This is a genomic window from Shewanella sp. 10N.261.52.F9, assembly GCF_041471165.1.
Classification (GTDB): domain Bacteria; phylum Pseudomonadota; class Gammaproteobacteria; order Enterobacterales; family Shewanellaceae; genus Shewanella; species Shewanella marinintestina.
This window is the reverse complement of the sequence record NZ_JBFRNX010000022.1, coordinates 57,229-78,830: the sequence shown is the minus strand read 5'-3', so window position 1 is coordinate 78,830 and position 21,602 is coordinate 57,229. Positions and strand designations below refer to the sequence as shown.

Annotated in this window: 15 protein-coding genes; 3 read left to right on the top strand and 12 right to left on the bottom strand. The window is 41.6% G+C overall.

From position 1 onward, the window contains the following. The 9 genes from AB4298_RS14425 to smc form a co-directional block, all read right to left on the bottom strand. Positions 1–1,719, bottom strand: coding sequence for a sodium:solute symporter family protein (locus AB4298_RS14425; protein ID WP_249000121.1), 1,719 nt, complete (start codon positions 1,717–1,719; stop codon positions 1–3). A 29-nt stretch (positions 1,720–1,748) separates the two neighbouring features. Beyond that, entirely contained in the window at positions 1,749–2,015 is a 267-nt protein-coding gene (locus tag AB4298_RS14420; protein WP_248469162.1) for a DUF4212 domain-containing protein, read from the bottom strand. A 468-nt stretch (positions 2,016–2,483) separates the two neighbouring features. Then, positions 2,484–3,110, bottom strand: coding sequence for a thiol:disulfide interchange protein DsbA/DsbL (locus AB4298_RS14415; RefSeq protein ID WP_371987245.1), 627 nt, complete (start codon positions 3,108–3,110; stop codon positions 2,484–2,486). 106 nt (positions 3,111–3,216) lie between these two features. Then, a complete protein-coding gene (locus AB4298_RS14410) occupies positions 3,217–4,062 on the bottom strand; it encodes an SDR family oxidoreductase (RefSeq protein ID WP_371987244.1) in 846 nt (281 codons plus the stop codon). A gap of 95 nt (positions 4,063–4,157) precedes the next feature. Further along, on the bottom strand, positions 4,158–5,354 hold the full coding sequence (locus AB4298_RS14405; protein ID WP_249000123.1) for an HD-GYP domain-containing protein: 1,197 nt from the start codon (positions 5,352–5,354) through the stop codon (positions 4,158–4,160). Between the two features lie 555 nt (positions 5,355–5,909). Next, the gene (locus tag AB4298_RS14400; RefSeq protein WP_249000124.1) at positions 5,910–6,377 is read right to left on the bottom strand and encodes a DUF2919 domain-containing protein; all 468 of its coding nucleotides are present in this window, start codon (positions 6,375–6,377) and stop codon (positions 5,910–5,912) included. Positions 6,378–6,562: 185 nt separating this feature from the next. After that, entirely contained in the window at positions 6,563–8,569 is a 2,007-nt protein-coding gene (gene ligA, locus AB4298_RS14395; RefSeq protein ID WP_371987259.1) for an NAD-dependent DNA ligase LigA, read from the bottom strand. Between the two features lie 104 nt (positions 8,570–8,673). Beyond that, on the bottom strand, positions 8,674–9,597 hold the full coding sequence (zipA, locus tag AB4298_RS14390) for a cell division protein ZipA (protein WP_371987242.1): 924 nt from the start codon (positions 9,595–9,597) through the stop codon (positions 8,674–8,676). Between the two features lie 23 nt (positions 9,598–9,620). Further along, positions 9,621–13,043 carry a chromosome segregation protein SMC gene (gene smc / locus AB4298_RS14385; RefSeq protein WP_371987240.1) on the bottom strand — a complete coding sequence of 1,141 codons (3,423 nt, stop codon included), beginning with the start codon at positions 13,041–13,043 and terminating at the stop codon, positions 9,621–9,623. Positions 13,044–13,309: 266 nt separating this feature from the next. Between smc and cysZ the strand changes: the two genes are divergently transcribed. After that, the gene (gene cysZ / locus AB4298_RS14380) at positions 13,310–14,083 is read left to right on the top strand and encodes a sulfate transporter CysZ (RefSeq protein WP_371987238.1); all 774 of its coding nucleotides are present in this window, start codon (positions 13,310–13,312) and stop codon (positions 14,081–14,083) included. 346 nt (positions 14,084–14,429) lie between these two features. Further along, positions 14,430–16,763, top strand: a complete 2,334-nt coding sequence (locus AB4298_RS14375; RefSeq protein WP_371987237.1) for a carbohydrate binding family 9 domain-containing protein — start codon at positions 14,430–14,432, stop codon at positions 16,761–16,763. A gap of 101 nt (positions 16,764–16,864) precedes the next feature. Here the strand turns inward: AB4298_RS14375 and AB4298_RS14370 are convergent, their stop codons facing one another. Both AB4298_RS14370 and AB4298_RS14365 read right to left on the bottom strand, forming a co-directional pair. Beyond that, positions 16,865–18,115 carry a response regulator gene (locus AB4298_RS14370; protein WP_249000130.1) on the bottom strand — a complete coding sequence of 417 codons (1,251 nt, stop codon included), beginning with the start codon at positions 18,113–18,115 and terminating at the stop codon, positions 16,865–16,867. A 214-nt stretch (positions 18,116–18,329) separates the two neighbouring features. Beyond that, on the bottom strand, positions 18,330–19,640 hold the full coding sequence (locus AB4298_RS14365; protein ID WP_371987236.1) for an RDD family protein: 1,311 nt from the start codon (positions 19,638–19,640) through the stop codon (positions 18,330–18,332). Between the two features lie 240 nt (positions 19,641–19,880). Here AB4298_RS14365 and cysK point away from each other — a divergent pair, with 240 nt between their 5' ends. After that, entirely contained in the window at positions 19,881–20,849 is a 969-nt protein-coding gene (cysK, locus tag AB4298_RS14360; RefSeq protein WP_249000132.1) for a cysteine synthase A, read from the top strand. Positions 20,850–20,913: 64 nt separating this feature from the next. On the opposite strand, the gene AB4298_RS14355 is transcribed toward cysK, so the two are convergent. Further along, positions 20,914–21,585 (bottom strand): TetR/AcrR family transcriptional regulator, encoded by a 672-nt coding sequence (locus AB4298_RS14355; RefSeq protein WP_371987235.1) that lies wholly within the window; start codon positions 21,583–21,585, stop codon positions 20,914–20,916. Positions 21,586–21,602 lie beyond the last annotated feature (17 nt).

Genomic DNA, 21,602 nt, shown 5'->3' with positions numbered 1-21,602 from the left:
TTAGTGATCATGTGCTGCACCAGAACCTTTCGGGAAGCGGATAGACTCAACCATTTCAACAACATCTTGCGGCACTGCTTTGGTTACTCGACTAACGCCAAATGCAACAGCGAAGTTAATCATCATTCCGAATAAACCGATACCTTCGGGAGAGACCCCAAATAACCAGTTATCAGCTACGTTTGCCGTTGGGTTAACAAATTTGAAGTATACAATGTAAGAGGCTGTAAATAGCAGACCTATTACCATGCCAGAAATTGCGCCTTCTTTATTCATTGTTTTAGAGAAGATTCCCATAATAATTGCAGGGAATAGCGAAGATGCCGCCAAACCAAATGCAATCGCAACGACCGCGGCCACAAACCCAGGAGGATTAATACCAAAGTAACCCGCCATCACAATGCCTGCCGCAGCGGCAATACGTGCAAACATCAGCTCCTTCTTATCAGAAATATCAGGCATAAAGTTTTTCTTCAATAAGTCATGAGACACCGAGGTTGAAATGACTAATAACAAACCAGCTGAAGTAGACAGTGCCGCAGCGAGACCGCCTGCTGCAACTAGAGCAATTACCCATGCTGGTAAATTAGCAATCTCTGGTGTTGCTAGAACAATAATGTCTCGGTCAATCTTCATCTCGCTTTCAGGACCATTAGCGTAATAAATCTTGCCGTCTTGGTTCTTATCATCCCACTTAATTAGGCCTGTTTTCTCCCAGTTCTTAATCCACTCTGGAGCCGTTTCATAAGCGACACCTTTCGATTCTGGGCCATTGATTGTTTCAATCATATTGACTCGAGAGAAGGCTGCCAATGCAGGAATAGTTGTAAACATGATAGCGATAAACACCAATGTCCAACCTGCTGACACTCGTGCATCTTTTACTTTAGGAACAGTGAAGAAACGCACGATAACATGTGGTAAACCAGCGGTACCAAACATCAATGCACCGGTAATAAAGAACATATCAATCGTACTTTTAGAGCCTTCGGTATACTGAGCAAAGCCAAGTTCTTTTGACAAGCCATCGAGTTTATCTAACAAGAACTCGCCCGTTCCGTTACCCGCAGCATCAACGAGTTCAGCACCAAAACCGATTTGTGGCAAAATATGGCCCGTCATCATCACTGAGATAAAAATAGCTGGAACCATGAAAGCAAAAATAAGTACACAGTATTGCGCAACTTGCGTATAGGTAATGCCTTTCATGCCTCCTAGAACAGCATAGAAGAACACGACGCCCATACCAATGTAAACACCCGTTTCCACTTCAACTTCAAGGAAACGAGAGAACACCACACCAACACCACGCATTTGACCCGCAATATAGGTAAAGCAGATAAAAATGGCGCAGAAAACAGCAACTGTACGTGCAGCCTGAGAGTAGTAACGGTCACCGATAAAATCTGGTACTGTAAACTTACCAAACTTACGTAGGTAAGGTGCCATACAAAGAGCCAAAAGTACGTAACCGCCAGTCCATCCCATAAGGTAGACCGAACCATCGTAACCGACGAATGAGACGATACCTGCAAGTGAAATAAATGACGCCGCAGACATCCAGTCAGCGGCAGTTGCCATACCATTCATTACTGGGTGTACACCGCCACCAGCAACATAAAATTCTTTAGTCGAACCGGCTCTAGACCAGATCGCAATACCAATATAAAGGGCAAAAGTTAACCCAACAATGAGGTAAGTTAGTGTTTGTACATCCATCTCATGATTCCTTATTTATTCAGGTTAACTTAGTCTTCATGTACGCCATATTTTTTGTCTAATGCATTTGCTTTAGCAACATAGACAAAAATCAATGCGACAAACACATAAATTGAACCCTGCTGAGCCATCCAAAATCCGAGTTTGAATCCCATAAAATGGATTTCATTGAGTACATCAACTAATAAAATACTGCAGCCAAAAGATACCGCTGCCCATACCGCTAATAATTTAAGTACTAGGCGTAGATTCTCACGCCAATATCCCTCTGCTTGTTCATTGCTTTCAAAACTCATAGTGACTCCCATGTGCTGATTTTTATATTAAGTCATGGCTTAATCTAACAAGCACAGAGGTAACAACAATCGCGACCTTAGTCTAACGCCAACGGCAACTTAATGAGCCAAGAGAACTAAAGGCAATAATAACAATAAGTTAAAGGTTTACGCTGGCGTCAACATTCGAATGATTCAAACAAAACCTTAGACCAAGGTAGTAATCAAACCCTCACACAAATAACGAGTTCGGTGGTTTATTAGCCCTTGCCTATTAGCATATGAATAGAAATAAAGATGACAACGAGCTCGAAAAACAGCGAGTAGATAAAAATCTCAGAACACAAAATCCGCCAGAAACAAGCAGAGAATTAAACGACGTTCACCCACAAATAATCTACAGAGTAAATCAATAGACCTTGGCCAGTGGCAGTAAGCGAGACACAAAAAAGCCCACTTAGCGTGGGCTTTATTTACTTAAACACTAGGTTAGTTTTCTAAGGTGTTTAAGTATTTAACCAGTTTAACCAAATCTTCAGGTGTTTTACCTGGGTTTTTAATTAAGTATTGCCCATTTACCACAATAGACGGTACACCACGGATTTCAGCTAACTGCGCTTGAGTGTCGTAATTCATGATGGCTAGCTTTGCATCAGTCGAGTTCATTGCAGCTTCTACATCTTTGGCATTTAGCCCTTGGCCGACAAAAAATGCTTTTAGCTGGTCAGGTCGAGTAAAAGCGCCCTCTTTCTCATGAATACGCGTGAATATGTTGCCGTGAACCTGCTTAGTAACACTAAATTTTTGCGCTAAGTAATAAGCTTCTTGACTTAAAATCCAACTAGTACGCCCTGCACCAACAGGGGTTCTAACAAACTGAACATCATCACCTAGCAAGTGTGCCGTTTGCTCAAAGAAAGGATCTTGGCGATAACAATGACCGCAGTTATAAGAAAAAAACTCACGGACAACAGGTTTTGTACTTTCCGGGATCCCGCCTATTTTGACGTAATCAACGCCCTCTTGATAATCCGCCGCTTGTGCACTTTGTAATGGCAACCACAACATTGCAAAAACAATAAAAATGCGGCTGACTAAATGGATAAGTTTGTTCATATTCGTCCCTATTTATATGTTTAGCTTTTATTTAACGATAACAATTATGCTTGCCAATAAGATTAAGTATTAGCCGCTGAGCTTGAATCAATAAATGTGCGTAGAATTAACATGCAGCCAGCATAGCGACTGGATCATCAAATTGAAACTCAAAATTAAGTTCATTCATTAATCTATCGCTATTAATCAATTTTCCAACTGCCGAGCCAGAACAGTCTGTTATCTCTTGCTCTAGATTGAACTGCGGTGGAACGAGACCTAAATCTAACGCTGCTGCGTAATAAAAATCCCGCCTTTTAGGGTGTATTGGCGCACACACATTATAAATAGCGCTCGGTGTTTTCTTAAAGATGAGACTTGTTACCGCAGCAATGCAGTCATTTAAGTGTACAAGATTGACCGCACTATTGGCGCCGCTTAGCCCTGTTTTACCGGCCAAAAAGCGTCCTGGATGCCTCTTAGGACCTACTAGGCCAGCAAAACGTACAATACAGCTGTTTGGTTTACTGGCAAACATCTGCTCCGCTTGTAATAACTTTTCACTGATCAGCGAATGCGATTTAGCATCTTGCTCGGTTAACTCTGCATCTATTGCTGGATACACACCGGTTGTACTCACAAATATCAATTTCTTATAGGTATGACAGGCAATAAGCTCTAGTAGCTTACTTAGTCGTTGTAAGTACGCTTGCGGCTCTTTTCTCAGTCCTGGTGGAATATTAACTACGAGACAGTCAACATCAAGTATCTTTGTTAACGATTCTCTATCATCTACTAGATGTTGCTCATTATCTAAATCGAGTTTAAAACCTATGACGTTGTTTTCGGAGAGTAAAGCGGCATCACCGACTAAGCGTTTACTTCCAAAAACAGCTATATTTTGCTCTGCAAGTGATTGAGCTAACGGTAAACCAAACCAACCACACCCGACAATGGCCACAGATTCAATCATAAGTATTTCTCTTTAAGTCCGTAAATTGAGGAAGAGAACGCAATGACCAGCCAAATAGTATTCAGCCGAGCCTTAGCATCCTATATAGAGGTAGTTTATAACGTACTGAAGTAAAAACTAACTGGAGATTTTGCATCAAGTGCCTTGATAGCGGCAGCAGATAATTGCTCAACTTTTATTACACTCACGATTTCTACGCTTTCGTCCTGTAGAAACCTAAGTTCCGGCTCTAACCCGTCATCATTGCAGCTCAAAACAATAGGTTTCTTTACCGCAGAGGTTGTCACCATCACTTTAGCCACATCACCACTGGATAAGCTAACTAATGTTCCCGGCGGATAGATCCCAAGAACTTTAACCAAAGTAGCAATCATCGCGGGATCATGCTTATCGACACGATTCTTAAATAGGTAGCCTAATGCCACCTGTGGAGATCGCGCCTCACCGCCCCTCAATAAACGCTCAAAATCATTTGCTAAACTCACGACTTGGGTCTCTATAGTAATCTGTTTTCCCTTTAAGCCATGAGGGTATCCACTACCATCAATCCATTCATGATGATGTAATAAGATGTCTAAAACTTTTGCAGGAAACAAGCCTGCCTTATCAAGCATGTCATAACCGAATTTCGGATGCATATTCAAAAAATTAACTTCATGATCTGACAAGTGTGTTTTCTTACGCCGAATGATATCCGGCACTTTTTGCTTACCAATATCATGAAACAAAGCGCCCATAGCAATATCACGAAGCTGAGTATGTTCTAGTCCTAAAGCCTGGCCAATCATCATCGCGATAACTGCAACGGATAACCCATGCTGATTAACCGAAATATCTTGCCCTGCATTAACAAAAGACAAATATGGGGTTTCTGTTTCCTTAAGATGATCCATTAGCTCTTCCACTAATGTCGCTGCACTACGATATGCACCTTGGGGATCAGAACCTAACTTAGAGAAAGAGCTACGACAATCATTCGCCCCTTTAGTAAACCTTTGTTGACCAAGCCGAATCGACCTTCTAACTAAATTTTTAGTCTCCTTCGCCAGCTCTTCAACTGTAGGAGCAATAATAGTTTTTTCGACAATCGTTTGCTCAGGTAGCAACTCTTCACCGGAAATAAGGTATACAAAAGTCACATTGAGTGTCTTTATTAACTCAATGTGAGCATTTTTTTCTATTTCAATACGATTAAATAGAAACGGATGGTTCGTCCATGAAAGTGGCAATTTGACAACCATTCCCACTTTCAACGCTGACAAGGGAATTTTCACCTCGGCAGTTTTTGACATATAAGTTGCTCCAACGTCGGTCTATCGACCGATTTTTTACTTTGACTCACAAATTTGATTCGTCTACATGCACTAGGCTAACCTGCAACTTTGAAGTTCTTAAGGCTAGATAAAGTTGTCCATACAGCATAAAGCGCTAAATAACTAAGGTTCTATTAAAGGGGCTGAACTTAATAGCAGCGCTCGAATGCCAACTTTATGACAAATTAAGAAGAATTGACACATGGAAATAGGGATTTGTTAACTATTACAGGAAGATAAGCTTTGAACTAACAATTAGGAATAAATTATAGCCAAATTATTGCTAAACACCCAAGACTGAATATTGCATACAATATCCCGCGGAGCTATACTCAAGCTGTTTCTTGGTATCGGTCGCCCCGAATGATGATATTTAAGAAGCAATACTGTCAATTGTCCTTTTACGCGTTTAACCCATAATCCAAGTTGGAACATAGGTTAGCAGTAGAGGTTTTAATGTAATTCTTTGGTAACGATATCCAGAGTGACTCTCTGGATAAAGGATCCTGTTGACGCTGCTTGCAGCGTCTTTTTTTATTCTTTTTCTTTCCAATCGTTAAAGTACAAAGTCAAATGCTTCGACTTATAAAGATACAAACTGCTCCAAAAAAGAAATAATGCATCTAAGCCCATACTCCAGCTATATACATAGTAAGAGTGCAATACACGCTGGACTAGCAGACCACCATCAAGTATTAGCAGCAGTACTAACAACCATTTCATGTAAGGGAAAATAGGCCTAACCCATGCAGGTTTACGCTTCCTCTCTGCGATTACCGTGGCGTAAATAACTAATGCTCCAGCGCCAGCTGCCAAGGCCATTAAAAAGTCACTTTTATGAGGATAGAATAAAGTCACCAAACCAGCTCTATCAGTGGCTTGGGTCAATGAGGCAATAAATACACACCAGCCTCGAGCGATAAACACGAGTAGCAGATACAGCATTAGAGGTGGCTTTACATGCCCTTTATCATCGAGCCAAGTGATATTGCTAAAATTCACACAGTTTCCCTACAAAAATGAGATTCAAGCTAATCAATTTAATTGAATAGCTTGAATACGGCTTGCAATAGATGTGGAGGCAATTAAATGATTTTCAAGGATGATTTGAAAAGGATAGTAAATAAAGGCAGTAAAAAGCTCCTAAGTGAAACAACAAGGGAGCTTTTCCAATTTTACAAAAATAATTAAGCTAAGATGGCAATTAACGCTTCTTCATCAATGACTTTAACCCCGAGCTCTTGCGCTTTAGCAAGCTTTGATCCTGCAGCAGCTCCAGCAACTAAACAGTCTGTATTTTTAGATACGCTGCCTGCTACTTTAGCGCCTAAAGCTTGTAGTTGAGCTTTAGCATCATTACGGTTTAACTGAGTCAATGTCCCAGTTAATACCCAAGTTTGGCCTTTTAGCGACAAGTATTCTTCGGCGACGTCTTCAATCACTGGCCAATGAACGCCAGCTTCTATGAGCTTATCAATCACTTCAAGATTGTGCGCCTGAGCGAAAAAGTGCGCTAAATGCGCAGCGACAATCGTGCCAACATCATCTACTTTAATGAACGTTTCAGCGTCTGCTGACTTAAGTGCATCTAAGGTCTTAAAGTAAGCTGCAAGGTTAGCAGCCGTTGCCTCGCCAACTTCACGAATACCTAGCGCATATAAAAAGCGTGCAAAGGTCGTTTGTTTTGCCACATCAATAGCTGCAACAAGTTTAGTTGCTGATTTCATGCCCATTCGCTCTAACATGGTCATTGCAGAAGCTGTCAATTTAAAGAGATCGGCAGGGCTTTCAACAAGCTCTTTATCAATAAGCTGTTCAACCACTTTATCGCCCATACCATCGATATCTAAAGCTTTACGTGAAGCAAAGTGTTTAATGGCTTCTTTACGTTGAGCTTCGCAAAATAGTCCACCTGTACAGCGCGCAACAGCTTCGCCTTCAACACGCTCTACTTCGCTATCACACACTGGACACTGTGCAGGAAAAACAATGTCTTTAGCATCTTCAGGGCGTTTCTCTGCGACAACAGCGACGATTTGTGGGATCACGTCGCCTGCACGGCGAATAATAATCGTATCGCCAATTTTCACTCCAAGACGAGCCACTTCGTCGGCATTGTGTAGCGTCGCATTAGATACGGTTACACCACCTACAAAAACAGGCTTTAAACGCGCAACGGGCGTAACGGCACCGGTACGACCCACTTGGAAGTCAACACCTTCAAGCAGCGTCATCTCTTCTTGCGCTGGAAACTTAAATGCCGTTGCCCAACGCGGCGCTTTAGCCACAAAACCTAGCGCAAGTTGATGGGCGATTTGGTTAACTTTAATTACCACACCGTCGATTTCAAATGCCAAATCACTACGGCGCTGTTGAATATCATTGTAATAAGCCATCACTTCTGTCACAGAATTACACACTTTGACTTCTTGACTGACTGGAACGCCCCAAGAACGCAGTTGCTCTAACTGACCATAATGACTATCAGCAAGCGCCCAGCTATCGGGCTCTACAACACCTAATGCATACGCATAAAAACCTAAAGCGCGACTTGCAGTAATTTTACTGTCTAACTGACGCAAACTTCCCGCCGCAGCGTTACGTGGATTAACAAATAGCTTTTCACCTTTAGCTCTAGCGCGCTCATTTAACGCATCGAACGCTTTATGAGGCATAATCACCTCACCACGCACCTCAACTAATTCAGGTAAGTTGTCACCGCGCAGTTTCAAAGGAATCGATTTAATTGTACGAACATTTTCGCTGATATCTTCACCCGTTTGACCATCTCCACGAGTTGCTGCACGCTCAAATACACCGTCACGGTATACAATACTGACCGCTAAGCCATCAAGCTTTGGTTCACAACAATAGCTTAAGTCTTTGCCGGTCCTATCAACAATGCGTTGATTAAATGCCGTGAACTCCACCTCATCAAAGACATTATCTAAGCTCAGCATAGGTTTTAAATGCTGAATTTGTTCAAACTTAGCAAGGGCCTGACCACCAACCCTTTGGGTTGGCGAATCTGCAAGGCAAAGTTGAGGATGTTCGGTTTCAAGCGCTTTCAGTTTGTGCAATAAGCGATCGTACTCGGCATCGGGAATTGATGGGCTGTCATCAACATAATAACGATAGTTATGTTGATTAAGTTCAGCGGTAAGCTGAGCAATTTCGTTTTCAATAGCTTGCATCATAATGTCCAAATAATAACAAAGGCCGCTGCTGCGGCCTTTCAAATGTTTTACTTTGCAAAACCTAACTTAGGTTTTGAATATTAACTGAGATTAAGCAACGTCTAGCTGTTAACCTGGGCCCTGATCCGCTGAATATAATTCTGCTTGGTACTTTCTAACCATTCATCACGGCCACCATCAAGTACCACGCCGCCTAGGTCATCAGCTATCTGATGCGCAGAATTGAGCATGGTTGCAAAGTTCATCAATGCATCACCGTGACAAGGTAAAGTCATAAATAGCACCACACCTTGAGTGCTAAATTGCTCCATATTATCTGGATCAAAGACACCTGGTTTTACCATATTCGCCATCGAGAAAAGAACTTTTCCAGTACCAGCATTATCTTCATGGCGGTGGAAGATGTTCATCTCACCAAACTTAAAGTTAAGCGTTAACAAACAAGGTAATAATTCAGCACCGTTTAGCTCTTCGCCTTCATGAGCAACAACATGTAGCACTAATACATCAACAGGGTCGGCTAACTCTTCAACTTCTTCCGCTTTAACAGGAGCTGGAGCGGCGTCGGCAGTCACTTCTTGAGCAGCTGCTGTTTGCACGCTATGGCTTGTATTTGACGGTTCAACTCTTGGCTCTTCAGTGCCAAATAAAGATTCCTGCACTGGCGCTTCAGTTGCCAGAATAGCACTTTCAGTTGATAAAGATGGCTCAACTCTGGCTTTATTGATTTTAGCGGCAGGCGATGGACTAAGTTCAAAAACCTCTTCTACTGACTCTTGCTCTTTGCTTGGTTCTGTATCCAACTTACTTGTGTCATCAGTCGGCTCGGTCTTAATCACCCTTACCTCACCGATACCATCATTATCAAAGCCATCAGCATCACGACGTTCGCGGCTTATATCCGCCATAGGGCTCTGTTTGTAGCCCTTAGGTTGTTGCTTCCGAATGGACCAAAAACCATGCACAAGTACGGCAATAATTGCTATTACACCTAATAAAAGCAATACCAGCTGAAAATTTTCCATTGGTTACCCTGTATTTCTTATGTTTATCCGGCGTCAGCTAATGCCACCGCTTCATCTATGTCAACAGCCACAATGCGCGATACACCGGGCTCATGCATAGTCACACCGATAAGTTGATCTGCCAATTCCATGGTGATCTTGTTGTGACTAATATATATAAATTGCACGCTTTGGGACATCTCTTTTACCAAACGACAAAAACGTTCGACATTCGCGTCATCCAGAGGTGCATCAACTTCATCTAGCATACAAAAAGGTGCAGGATTTAGTCTAAAAATCGCAAAAACTAATGATAAAGCGGTTAACGCTTTTTCTCCACCAGAAAGTAAGTGAATTGTACTATTCTTCTTACCTGGCGGCCTCGCCATAATGGTTACTCCCGTTTCTAACAAGTCATCATCGGTTAAGGCTAAATAAGCACTACCACCGCCAAAGACCTTAGGAAACAGTAAGCCTAAATCAGCGTTCACTTTGTCAAAAGTCTCTTTAAAGCGACTCTTGGTTTCTTTATCAATTTTGCGAATTGCTTCTTCTAAACTGTTTAGCGCCGCATTTAAGTCATCATCTTGACTGTCTAAATAAAGCTTACGCTGATTTTGTTGATCAAATTCTTCAATAGCCGCCAAGTTAATAGCGCCCAACTCAGCAACCTTTGTGCGCAATCGTTCAAGCTCTTTTTGGCGCCATAAGGTGCTCTTGTTATCATCTAACGTTGATAATATTTGTTCAACATCAACACTTTGTTCATTTAGCAACCGTTGTTGACTGTCAATTTGACCTTTTAAACCTTCACGACGTAACTTTAACGTGCTTGTAGATTGAGTCAAGTCTTCTAACTTCGCAAGCTGTTGTTTTTTATTCGTTCCTGCACTATCGCACAGTTCCTGAAGTTCAGCTTGCTGCTGTCTTAACACTGTTAAGGCATCTTGCTGGATTTGCTGTGCATGCAGTGCTTGCTCTAATTGCACTTGCAAGGGTTGAACGTCGCCTTCTTGGGTTTCATTGTCTTTCGCGTCTAATTGCAACAGCAGTTGAGTTTCACTTTGTTTAAGTTCAGTCAAACGCTGAAGATGTTGTTTAACTTGCTGTTCAACTAGCATTAATTGCGTATGTAATTGATGCTCACTAACTGACAATTGACTGACTTTGCCATCGAGTTGCTGGCGTTGTGGTTTAAGCAGTGCGACTTGCTCAAATGCTAACGTCTTTTGCTGCTGGCCTTGCGTTTTAGCTGTTAACGATTGCTCTAGTTCAGTATTTAGCTGTTGTTGTAAACTATTACGCTCTACAATGCTTAACTGCAATTGTTGCAGTTCTTGCTTGGCTTCCACTAACTCTTGCTGACTTTTAACTAATCGAGTTGTGGTTTCATTAATTGATTGCTGCTGCGATCGCAATTGAGAACTAAAGCTTGCCAGCTCAATTTGCTGAGATTGAATAAACTGTACCTTGTGCTGAATTTGCACCATCAGCGGACTGAGGCTTTGCTTTAATTCTGCTAAGGACTCACTTAATTGCGACAATGCATGCTTGTCCTGCGCTACGCTCTCTTGCAGGGCAATTTGCTCACTCTTGAGCTCTACAATCGAACCGGTAGCCTGAGTTTTTTCGATAATAAAATCGATACCTACTAAGTAACCATCAGCGGTTGCAATCAACTGTTCAGCATTAAGTGCACTTCGCTGTATAAGTGCTTCTTCAATGGTTGTTAACCAAGTTACATGATTCAACCAAGGGGCGAGATTTACCGGTGCTTTAATAACGCCATTATCCGTATTGCCGGCTAAAAAACCATGGACTGAAGGTTCTCTATCTGATCCATCAGTGGATAACACCGGTGTGTTTAATAGCCCTGAAAGCAATATATCAACCGCATTTTCCCAGCCAGGCGAAACCTCAAGCACCTGCCATAATTCATCTTGAACACTGGATTTTTCGCTCGGTAAAAGCTGCGTTACAACCGATAAGCGCCCTTGTTCATCAGCAAGTTTTACTTTTAGATTATCTTGCTCCAGCAGTAATGTTTGTTCTTGCTGCTGCTTAGCTTCTAATTGAAACTTAAGCTCGTCGTGGATCTCTTGCTCTTGCTCAATAACACCGCTTAATGCGCTAACTTGTTGCGTTAAATCTTGAGATTTTAACTGTTCAAGCTCTGTCGAAGTCACTTGAACTTGCTCACTTAATCTCGCCACTAACTTATGCTTGTTTGCGATATCTGATTCATTATGACTCAGTTGATTTCGATTCATCTCAAACTTTAAATTGGCCTGAGTATGGGCATCATTTAACTCACTTAACTGCTCATTAAGCTGCTCAAGTTGTTCATTGGCAAGCGCAAGCTCACTATCAGCCTTGGCAAGTTGTTCTCTCAATAAACTAGCATCTGGTTGCGCTTCAGCTTGCTGTGCTAATAACTGAGTTTGTTTAACTTGTTCTGCTGCCAATAACTCACGATATGAGGTTAGTTGTGCCGCTAACTCTTGCAAACGCTGACTTAAGCTTTCGTCTTGTTGTTGACGATGCTTAAGCGACTGCTCAAGCTTAGCAATGTGAGTTTTGGTTAGATAAAACGCTTCAACTTGCTGCGCTTCTTGGTTGTCTAACTCATTAAGCTTTAATGTCTGCTCAGTCAAGCCAAGCTCTAATGTTTGTTGTTCTGCTTGAAGTTTGGCTTGCTGCAATTCAAGCTTTGCTAACTCTGCATCAATTTTTGCCGTTTGCAACGTCAGTTCATGAAACCGCGATACAGAAAGCTCTGCATCACATTTACGCTCAGCTTGTTTAAGCTCTCGATATTGTCTAGCAGTCTCGGCTTGCTCTGCTAATTTATCGAGTTGTTTTGTCAGCTCTGAACGAATGTCGCCTAAACGCGCTAAGTTTTCGCGAGTGTGTCGAATCCTATTTTCGGTTTCACGGCGACGCTCTTTATAGCGTGAAATACCTGCTGCTTCTTCAATAAAAACTCTCAGTTCTTGTGGCTTAGACTCAATCAGACGAGAAATTGTGCCCTGCTCAATAATCGCGTAACTTCGCGGTCCGAGTCCCGTCCCCATAAAGAGATCTGTAATGTCTTTACGGCGGCATTTTTGATTATTAAGAAAATAGCTCGAGTCGCCATCACGGCTGACCTGGCGTTTAACTGCAATCTCTTGATAGCTTGAATATTGCCCTGCTAAGCGACCATCTTGGTTATCAAATAACAATTCAACGCTGGCAACTGAAACCGGGCGCCTTGCCGTTGAACCATTAAAGATGACATCCGCCATCGAATCGCCACGTAAATGTTTGGCTGAGCTTTCGCCTAATACCCATCGCACAGCGTCAATGACATTCGATTTACCACAGCCGTTTGGCCCAATAATCGCTGTCAGTGCACTCAGTAATGGTATTTTTGTTGGATCGACAAATGACTTGAATCCGGCAAGTTTAATCTGTTTGAGTCTCATGGCGCCGTTTAGTCATTTCCTCGCTAGGAGTTAGCGATTTAGGTTGAGGGCTTATAGATAGAGCTAGCGATTGGCGATTAACATACTTAAGCAACACAAGCCCTAGCATTACAACGCAACTATCGCGTTTTTACAGGGCTAACTTTACCAAAGCTGACTGCATTTTGTAACGTTTTTTATTGATGATTAAGCGCTTTTAACTTGTGATTAAATAGCGACTGACTCACAATCGTACTAATGCGCATTCTTAACAACGTAATATTTCTATGAATAAAACCAATCAAGTACAAAAAAAAAGCGGTGTTAATTATTTTCTCGACGGCTTTGGTTTAATCAAGCAACCCGGTCTCAGAAGATTTGTTTTTATTCCGTTATCGATCAACTTGCTGCTATTTGGCGGTCTTATCTATTTCGCCATAGGTCAATTAGAAAGTGTCTTTGCCTGGCTTTCAGGGCAATTACCTGAGTATTTAAGCTGGCTGAACTTTATATTGTGGCCTCTCGCAGTGCTGACGCTTTTGGTGGTAATGTCATTTATTTTTAGTTCGGTGATGAACTGGCTAGCGGCGCCGTTTAACGGCTTACTAGCTGAAAAAGTTGAGCAACAACTCACTGGTAAACAGCTCAACACTGGTGGCGGTATAGACTTAATCAAAGACTTACCACGAATTTTAGGCCGAGAATGGATAAAGCTTAAATACTACCTACCCCGCGCTATTGTTTTTCTACTACTATTTTTAGTGCCTTTTGTTGGCCAAACCATTGCGCCGGTTTTATGGTTCTTATTCAGTGCTTGGATGATGGCAATTCAATATTGTGACTACCCATTTGATAACCACAAAGTGCCGTTTGCTGATATGAAGTTTGCATTAAACCAAACAAAGGGCAGCAGCTTTAGCTTTGGGGCAGCAGTAACACTCTTTTCAATGATCCCAATTGTTAACTTTGTGGTCATGCCAGTTGCTATTTGTGGCGCCACAGCAATGTGGGTCGATAAATATCGCGACGCTTATAAAAACGACGCTATCGCACCAGAGTAGACCTTGTCCCCTATCTTACAAATAAGAACCATGATTCGGCATGGTTTTTATTTAAAGATTATCCATTTATAGCAGTCAGTATAAGGAGTTGATCTACTCAAAATGTTTTTTGGCAAACTAATTCAAGGCGAATAACTGAAAGAATGGTTGCTCCCTTGTGAAGTTGCCTTGTCTCAGAGCCGCTAAACTCTAGCTGAACGACCAAACCTTTAGACTGATTGGTATTAATTGCTATTAGGACGAGAACTCTAGACAAGTTTTGTAACAATATCTGAAGCGTACCATCTCTTATCAGCAACTCATTTCTGGCACAATCCACGCAACACTATAACAACAAGAATAACAAATGATTAAAGTTAGCTTTTTATCTTTAGCCTTTCTTTGTAGCGCCTACTCTTCTCACGCTTTAGCTGGCGAAACCTCACAATTTAGTATTCAAATACCAACCATCGAGGGAAATATCGAAATCGATGGCGATTTTAGCGAGCCTCAATGGCAACAAGCTGCAACGGCATCTTTAGCCTTTGAGACCAGTCCAGGCGAAAATATCGCGGCTCCAGTACAAACCCAAGTCAAGATCTTCGCTACTCAATCGAGTTTATTTTTGAGCTACAGCGCAAACGATCCTAACCCCGAATACATACGAGCAAATTTAAGCGATAGAGATAGCGTTTGGGGCGACGACTTAGTCGGCATTAAACTCGACACATTTAACGATGCAAGACTTGCATATCAGTTCTTTGTCAACGCTTATGGCGTACAGATGGACTCGATTGAAAATGAACTAACTAGTAGTGAAAGTGATGCTTGGGATGGTATTTGGTACAGCGCCGCCAAACGCACTGACTCCGGATATCAAGTTGAAATAGAATTGCCACTTCGCTTGCTAAATTTTGACCCAAAAGATCTGCAAACATGGGGCATTGAGTTTATTCGTTTTTATCCTCGAAACGAGGAGCATAGATTATCTAGTCATCAAATTGATCGTGATAATAACTGTACATTATGTCAGTTAGGTGTCGCCACTGGTCTTGCTAATATCGAACAAGGCAACGACTTACAAATCACCCCGTCATTAGTGCTAAACCGCAATGCTAAACGGCCTCACGAAGAAAACAGCAAATGGGACAAAGACAATAATATAGAGCCGAGTTTAGATGTTCGCTGGGGTATTACCCCTAGTACTTTACTTAGTGCCACCTTAAACCCAGATTTCTCTCAAGTAGAAGCTGATGCGGGGCAACTGGATATCAACAGTACCTTTGCGCTTTTTTATCCCGAAAAACGCGCTTTCTTTCTAGATAACAAGGACTATTTTGATACTCAGTTAAACCTACTACATACTCGAAATATTGGTTCTCCTGACTATGGCTTAAAGTTGACTAGCAAGCTTGGAGACCACACATTTGCCACCTTAATGACTGACGATACGAATACTAACTTCTTAGTTCCAGGCAACTTAAGTTCTGATGTGGCAAATATTGACCAAAAAAGTCATAACTTTGCAGGTCGCTACCGCTATGATTTTGGTAGACCACTTTCAATTGGCGCATTAGTTACGGCTAAAAAAAGTGACGATTACCATAACTATGTCAGCAGCTTAGACGCTAAATACCAACCAACTGACCATGATACTTTTATTGCCCAATATGTAGTTTCAGACACCTTATACCCAAGCGAGCTTTACAAGGAATTTTGTAATAGCGACGATTGTTTACCAAAATCAGATTGTGATTTAAATGATTGCGGCATTAATGAACGCGTACTAAGAACCCAAAAAAATGGCAGTTTTAGCGATGATATGTATTTACTTAAATATCAACGTGAAACTCGTAGCTGGAACGCTTTTGCACAATACACTTCTGTGGGCAATGATTTCAGAGCCGATCTCGGCTTTATTGAAAAAGTCGACTTTAAAAAGTTTGTCGCCGGGGGGGGGTATACTTGGTACCCACAATCTGGTTTTTTCAATAAAGTAAGGCTGAGTGGTGACTGGGATATTAGCCATAACCAAGCGGGCGAGAAATTAGAGCAAGAAGCTGAAGCTAAAATCCAGCTAGATGGTCAATGGCAAAGCTACGCCACTTTTGGTGTGGTAAATCGCGATCGTGTTGGTCGTCGCCACAATGGTGCCTCACTCGACATTGATGGCAACACGCAAATGTTTACCGAAACCATGGGCTGGTTCTATGGCAATATCAAACCAACACGTTCGCTCTTTTTAGAAGTCGACATTAACTATGGTGATGACATTGACTTTTCCAATGATCAACTGGGAACACGAGTAAAATTTAACCCAGGAATTAATTGGAAAGTGACTGACTCTATTGAGATGGACCTGTCGCATGTGTATCGTACTTTAGATGTCGATGAGGGGCGTTTATTTACCGCAAACTTAAGTGATCTACGGTTAAGCTGGTATATCGATATTCATAATTTTATCAGATTTTCTAGCGTCTATACTGATATTGAAAGAGATCCAAGCCTCTACCAATACAGTACACCAAATGCGCAGTATCAACAGTTAGGAAATGAAGTGTTATACGGCTATAAATTAAATCCTCAGAGCGTATTTTATCTAGGATACTCTGACGGACTTAAGGCCGATGACGCTATCGACTCGTTAATGAAAACCGAAGAAACTTATTTTATGAAGGTCAGCTATGCTTGGTTGCTTTAATCTCCTTGTAAGTTAATCAACTAAACCCACCTGAGCATTACCAATGTATTACCCATTAAAAAAGCAGCCAATAGGCTGCTTTTTTAATGGGTTATCTGCGACTACGAGACTTGCGCAATACACACCACGTTACGCCCATTGGCTTTAGCCTCGTACAAGCCAATGTCTGCACGATTAAGTAATTCATCGACATTCTCATCGAAATTAAACTCGCTTACACCAGTACTCACAGTAATGTTCAACGGTCCTTTGGACGTGGCAATAGGCGTGACTTCCAGTTGCATTCTAAACCTATCCAACAGTGCGTAGGATTTTTCAACATTGAGTCCTTTAAACCCAACAACAAACTCCTCTCCACCGATCCGAGCGACTGTGAAATGTTGCCCAAAAGATTGCTGTAAACGATTGGAAAACTCAATCAGTACTTCATCGCCAACATCATGGCCATAGGTGTCATTCACTTTCTTGAAAAAATCAATATCAAGCAGAGCTAGAGATAATGCGCCCTTCTTCTGCGAAAATACATTAAGTTTTTCTTCATATAGATTAAAGAAATAGCGGCGATTAAATACATTAGTTAGGTAGTCAAGGTTGGCCTGCTCCCATAACCTCGTTACCATATCAAGTGCATCTAATGTAGTTAATACTCGACAGTGAAACTCTTCATGTACAAAGGGCTTTTGTAAAAAGTCATTGGCGCCATTCTTAATAAAGCGTGCAGACAAACTTTCATCGCTATCGCTAGATAGACCAATAATGGCAAGTTCTTCACGGCTAAGTTGCTCACGCACTTTAATAATAAGTCCAAAGCCATCTAACCTTGGCATATTGTAATCAGTAATAAGCAGTTTAATGTCTGGATTATCACTTAAGGTTTCTAATGCCGAGATCCCATCATCAGCCTCAATAACTTGAAACAAGTGCTGTTCCAATAAGCTACGAATAAACTTGCGGCTCACCATTGAGTCATCTGCGACGAGTACTTTTACACTTTGATTGCGGCGTAAACGCTTAACTAGCTTAGCGGTATATTCATAGCTAAATCGATTCTCTTTAAACACGTAATCGACAATGCCTAGCTGCAGTAAACGTGCACGCTGCTCAGCATCCCAACTCCCTGTAAGCACAATACAAGGGATCTGCTTGGCCAGCACAAATTTAACGATTTCGCCCTCTTGAGCGTCAGGTAGATTTAAATCGGTAATCGCAACAAAATATTCATGCTGATCCAGTAACTCTTTTGCGCTGAGCATATCTGGTGCAACATCCACTTCGCAATTTAACTCTTGGATGAGTAAGTGACGCATCACCCGCGACACGACTTGGCTATCTTCGACCACTAAAATTCGCAAGCTGCTCTCCTCTTTCCGAACGCTCTCTCAAACTTTTTAACCCTGCTTTATTCTTGTTATAGATTCAGTTGCTGTAGGGGTATTTAAACCCATTGGTAGCTGATTTTCGGTTAAAAACTCTTATTGAAACGGAAAATATTATCCATCATAAATTTATATATACGTTTATATTCACCAGCTTACCCCGTGTTGATAAAAAACGGTATCACTAATGTCAAATATCTGCAGCGTTATTAAGTTGCAAATTAACATTTTCTTCGGACGACTGTTGATGCTCCACCGCCGCTTGATGCTTTGTTTTACGAATATCGATCACCACAGTGGCTGATATTTTATCTTGTATAGCTTGTCTATTGGCATCCCAATAGATCTGTAAGAAACCTAATAGCCCAGTTGTAAATCCTGCCGCATATCCACCATAGCGTCCAAATGCAGCCCATAATGAAATTTTCACACCATCAAGTTGAATGACTCGGATCCCCAGTAATTTCTTACCGAGTGTTTGCCCGTCAAACCACGCGGTAAATACCGTAAAGTAAAACGCTGCCCAACCAAAACCCAACCCAAGATCATTTAGTAGCCCTTGTATCCAAGCTAACGGACTCGCACTGCTAGCTTGATCGTCTACATCACTATCATTTTGAGAATCCGCATTATTTACGTCAGTAAATTTTGGTTCTAGCTCTGCGTTTTGTTGTTCCAGTTGTGCTAACTGTTTTTCAGCTTTTGTTAACTCAATAATCTGCGCAGTAAGTGACCGCTCTGTAGTGCCGGTATTTGTTCCTTTTGTTGATGTCGATGCATTATCACTATCATTCGACTTAGGTTCCGTTAGTGGTAACTCTGGCGCTTTTGCTTCTATGTCATCAGTATACTTTTGCAATAATTGCTGCTTTTCGAGTGTTGTTAAAGCTAGATCGTTCACGACATTAGTAACGATGCTTTGTTGCTCTATTTGACTAAAACTTGATTCGGTTAACGCTTGATCCAGATCATCGATACGACTTTGAGCACATGACATATCTCTGCATTGAGTTGCTGAAATAATTGCTGGCATATAGGCTACAATGTCTATCACACTGTTAAAGTTATTCTCAACTTCTTCCCCCACACGAGTATCAATACTCTGGTTGTTACCACTATTGGTAATAAGCGGGAATTGGTCGCTATCTTGATCTTGTAATTGATAACCAGCATCTTGAACTTGTTCATCGATATTATTGTAATAACCGATTACAGCAGACACTAAACCAAGCAACATGACGATATACAGAGCCCATTTAAATACTCGGCCAACTTGTTTGCTTTGTTTTTGGATAAACAATGTCGCTAAAACCAAAAACACAAACATCCAGCCGGCGTTTTCAGCTAATACAGCAACTAGCAAGCCATCAATAATCATTGCTAAGCCGCGCTTTAATGGGCTAGCGAGTGGCATGTAGAGAATATTGGGGGCAACATCAAAAGCAAATGGAGTTACCCACGTCTTTGGGTCGTCATGTTTACAAATTGCTTGCTGACTCATGATTTACTTCCCATTAACAGTAAATTCGGGTTAATTAGCTAGGTAAAATTAGACTTTTAAAAGAATGAATTACCTATAAGTTACATTATGTTAACTTAAGAATGGTTCGGTCACACTGATGTTTACGAATAACAGCAAACGCTTTAATAACCAAAAAGAATAACGAAGAACAAACAATCACTTCTAATGTGGCCAAAGGCTATTATGATTTAGCTGTGCATTTAAAGGAGCAAGCAACCCATGAGCAAAATTTTTGAAGATAATTCACAAACAATTGGTAACACCCCTCTTGTCCGTCTTAACCGTGTAAGTAATGGTAGAGTGCTTGCTAAAGTGGAAGCACGTAACCCAAGTTTCAGCATTAAGTGCCGTATCGGTGCAAATATGATCTGGGATGCCGAGAAAAAAGGCACCCTAACTCAAGCACAAGAGCTTATTGAACCAACATCAGGAAACACAGGTATTGCGTTGGCTTATGTTGCAGCCGCTCGTGGGTATAAACTAACTCTAACTATGCCAAACACCATGAGCTTAGAGCGCAGAAAACTGCTGAAAGCATTAGGTGCAAACCTTGTATTAACTGAAGGCGCTAAAGGCATGAAGGGCGCGATTGATAAAGCTGAGGAGATCAGACAATCAAACCCAGAAAAATACGTACTACTGCAGCAATTTAATAACCCTGCTAATCCAGAGATCCATGAGAAGACAACGGGTCCAGAAATTTGGAATGATACCGATGGTGAAGTTGATGTAGTTGTTGCAGGTGTTGGTACTGGTGGCACTATCACAGGTGTTAGCCGTTACATTAAGAATACTCAAGGTAAAGCAATTACATCTGTTGCCGTTGAGCCTGTAGATTCACCTGTTATCCAACAAACTTTATCTGGTCAAACAGTGCAACCTGGGCCTCATAAGATTCAAGGCATTGGTGCGGGCTTTATCCCTGGTAACTTAGATCTGAATCTTGTTGACCGCGTAGAAGCAGTAACCAACGAAGAGTCGATTGAAATGGCACAGCGCTTGATGAAAGAAGAAGGGATTTTAGTCGGTATTTCTTCTGGCGCCGCTGTCGTCGCTGCTAACCGCATTGCAGCATTACCTGAATTTGAAGGTAAGAACATTGTAGTGATCCTACCTTCTGCTGCAGAACGTTACTTATCTTCAGCCTTATTCCAAGGCCAATTTAGTGATGCGGAAAACGTTCAGTAAATTCAGCCTTCGTTAAACAGAACCCCAAGTATTGCTTGGGGTTTTTTATGCCTTTTATCAAACATTAATTTTGTAGTGCCTTAACGATGTGCCCCACCGTTGTGCTAATTATATCAAACACCTCTGTTTCGTTAATCTCTCCACGAATCAGATACTGATACTCTAAGAACTTGATGATGGCTAACACTTGGTGAGCATCTGCGTTGGCAGAGTGAGAGCCTAATGCCCGAAAAAAGTTATCGATACTACTAATAAAACTATTATCAAGCGCTCTAATTGCCGCAGCTAACTGTGGGTTACGAAGCGCCTCTTCATGAAAAGCAGCCTCTAAGATCCTATCGTCCTTATGAGCCAACTGCGCTTTGATATGTTCACAAATGAATTGACTCAATTGCGAGGTAATAAAGTCTTTAACTTGCAGTGAATTAGCGCTTTGCTTTTCGAGTAAGACTTGTTCAACTAATCCATAGCTTTTTTGCTCTAACGCTTTATTCATCCATAAGGTTTTTTCAGCAAAGTAAGTTAACGAATCACTAATAAGATCTTTAATATCGTCAAAATAATAGGTTGTTGACGATAACGGCACCGATGCTTCACTCGCCACAGCTCGGTGCCGAACACCTCGGATCCCTTCTTTGACGATAAGACGTAAAGTGGCTTCTAAAATCTCTATTCTGCGGGCTTGTCCATCGCTTCGATTTGATTGCCGACCAACATAGGTCAATGCTTCCAGCATATTCGCTTCCTTAATTG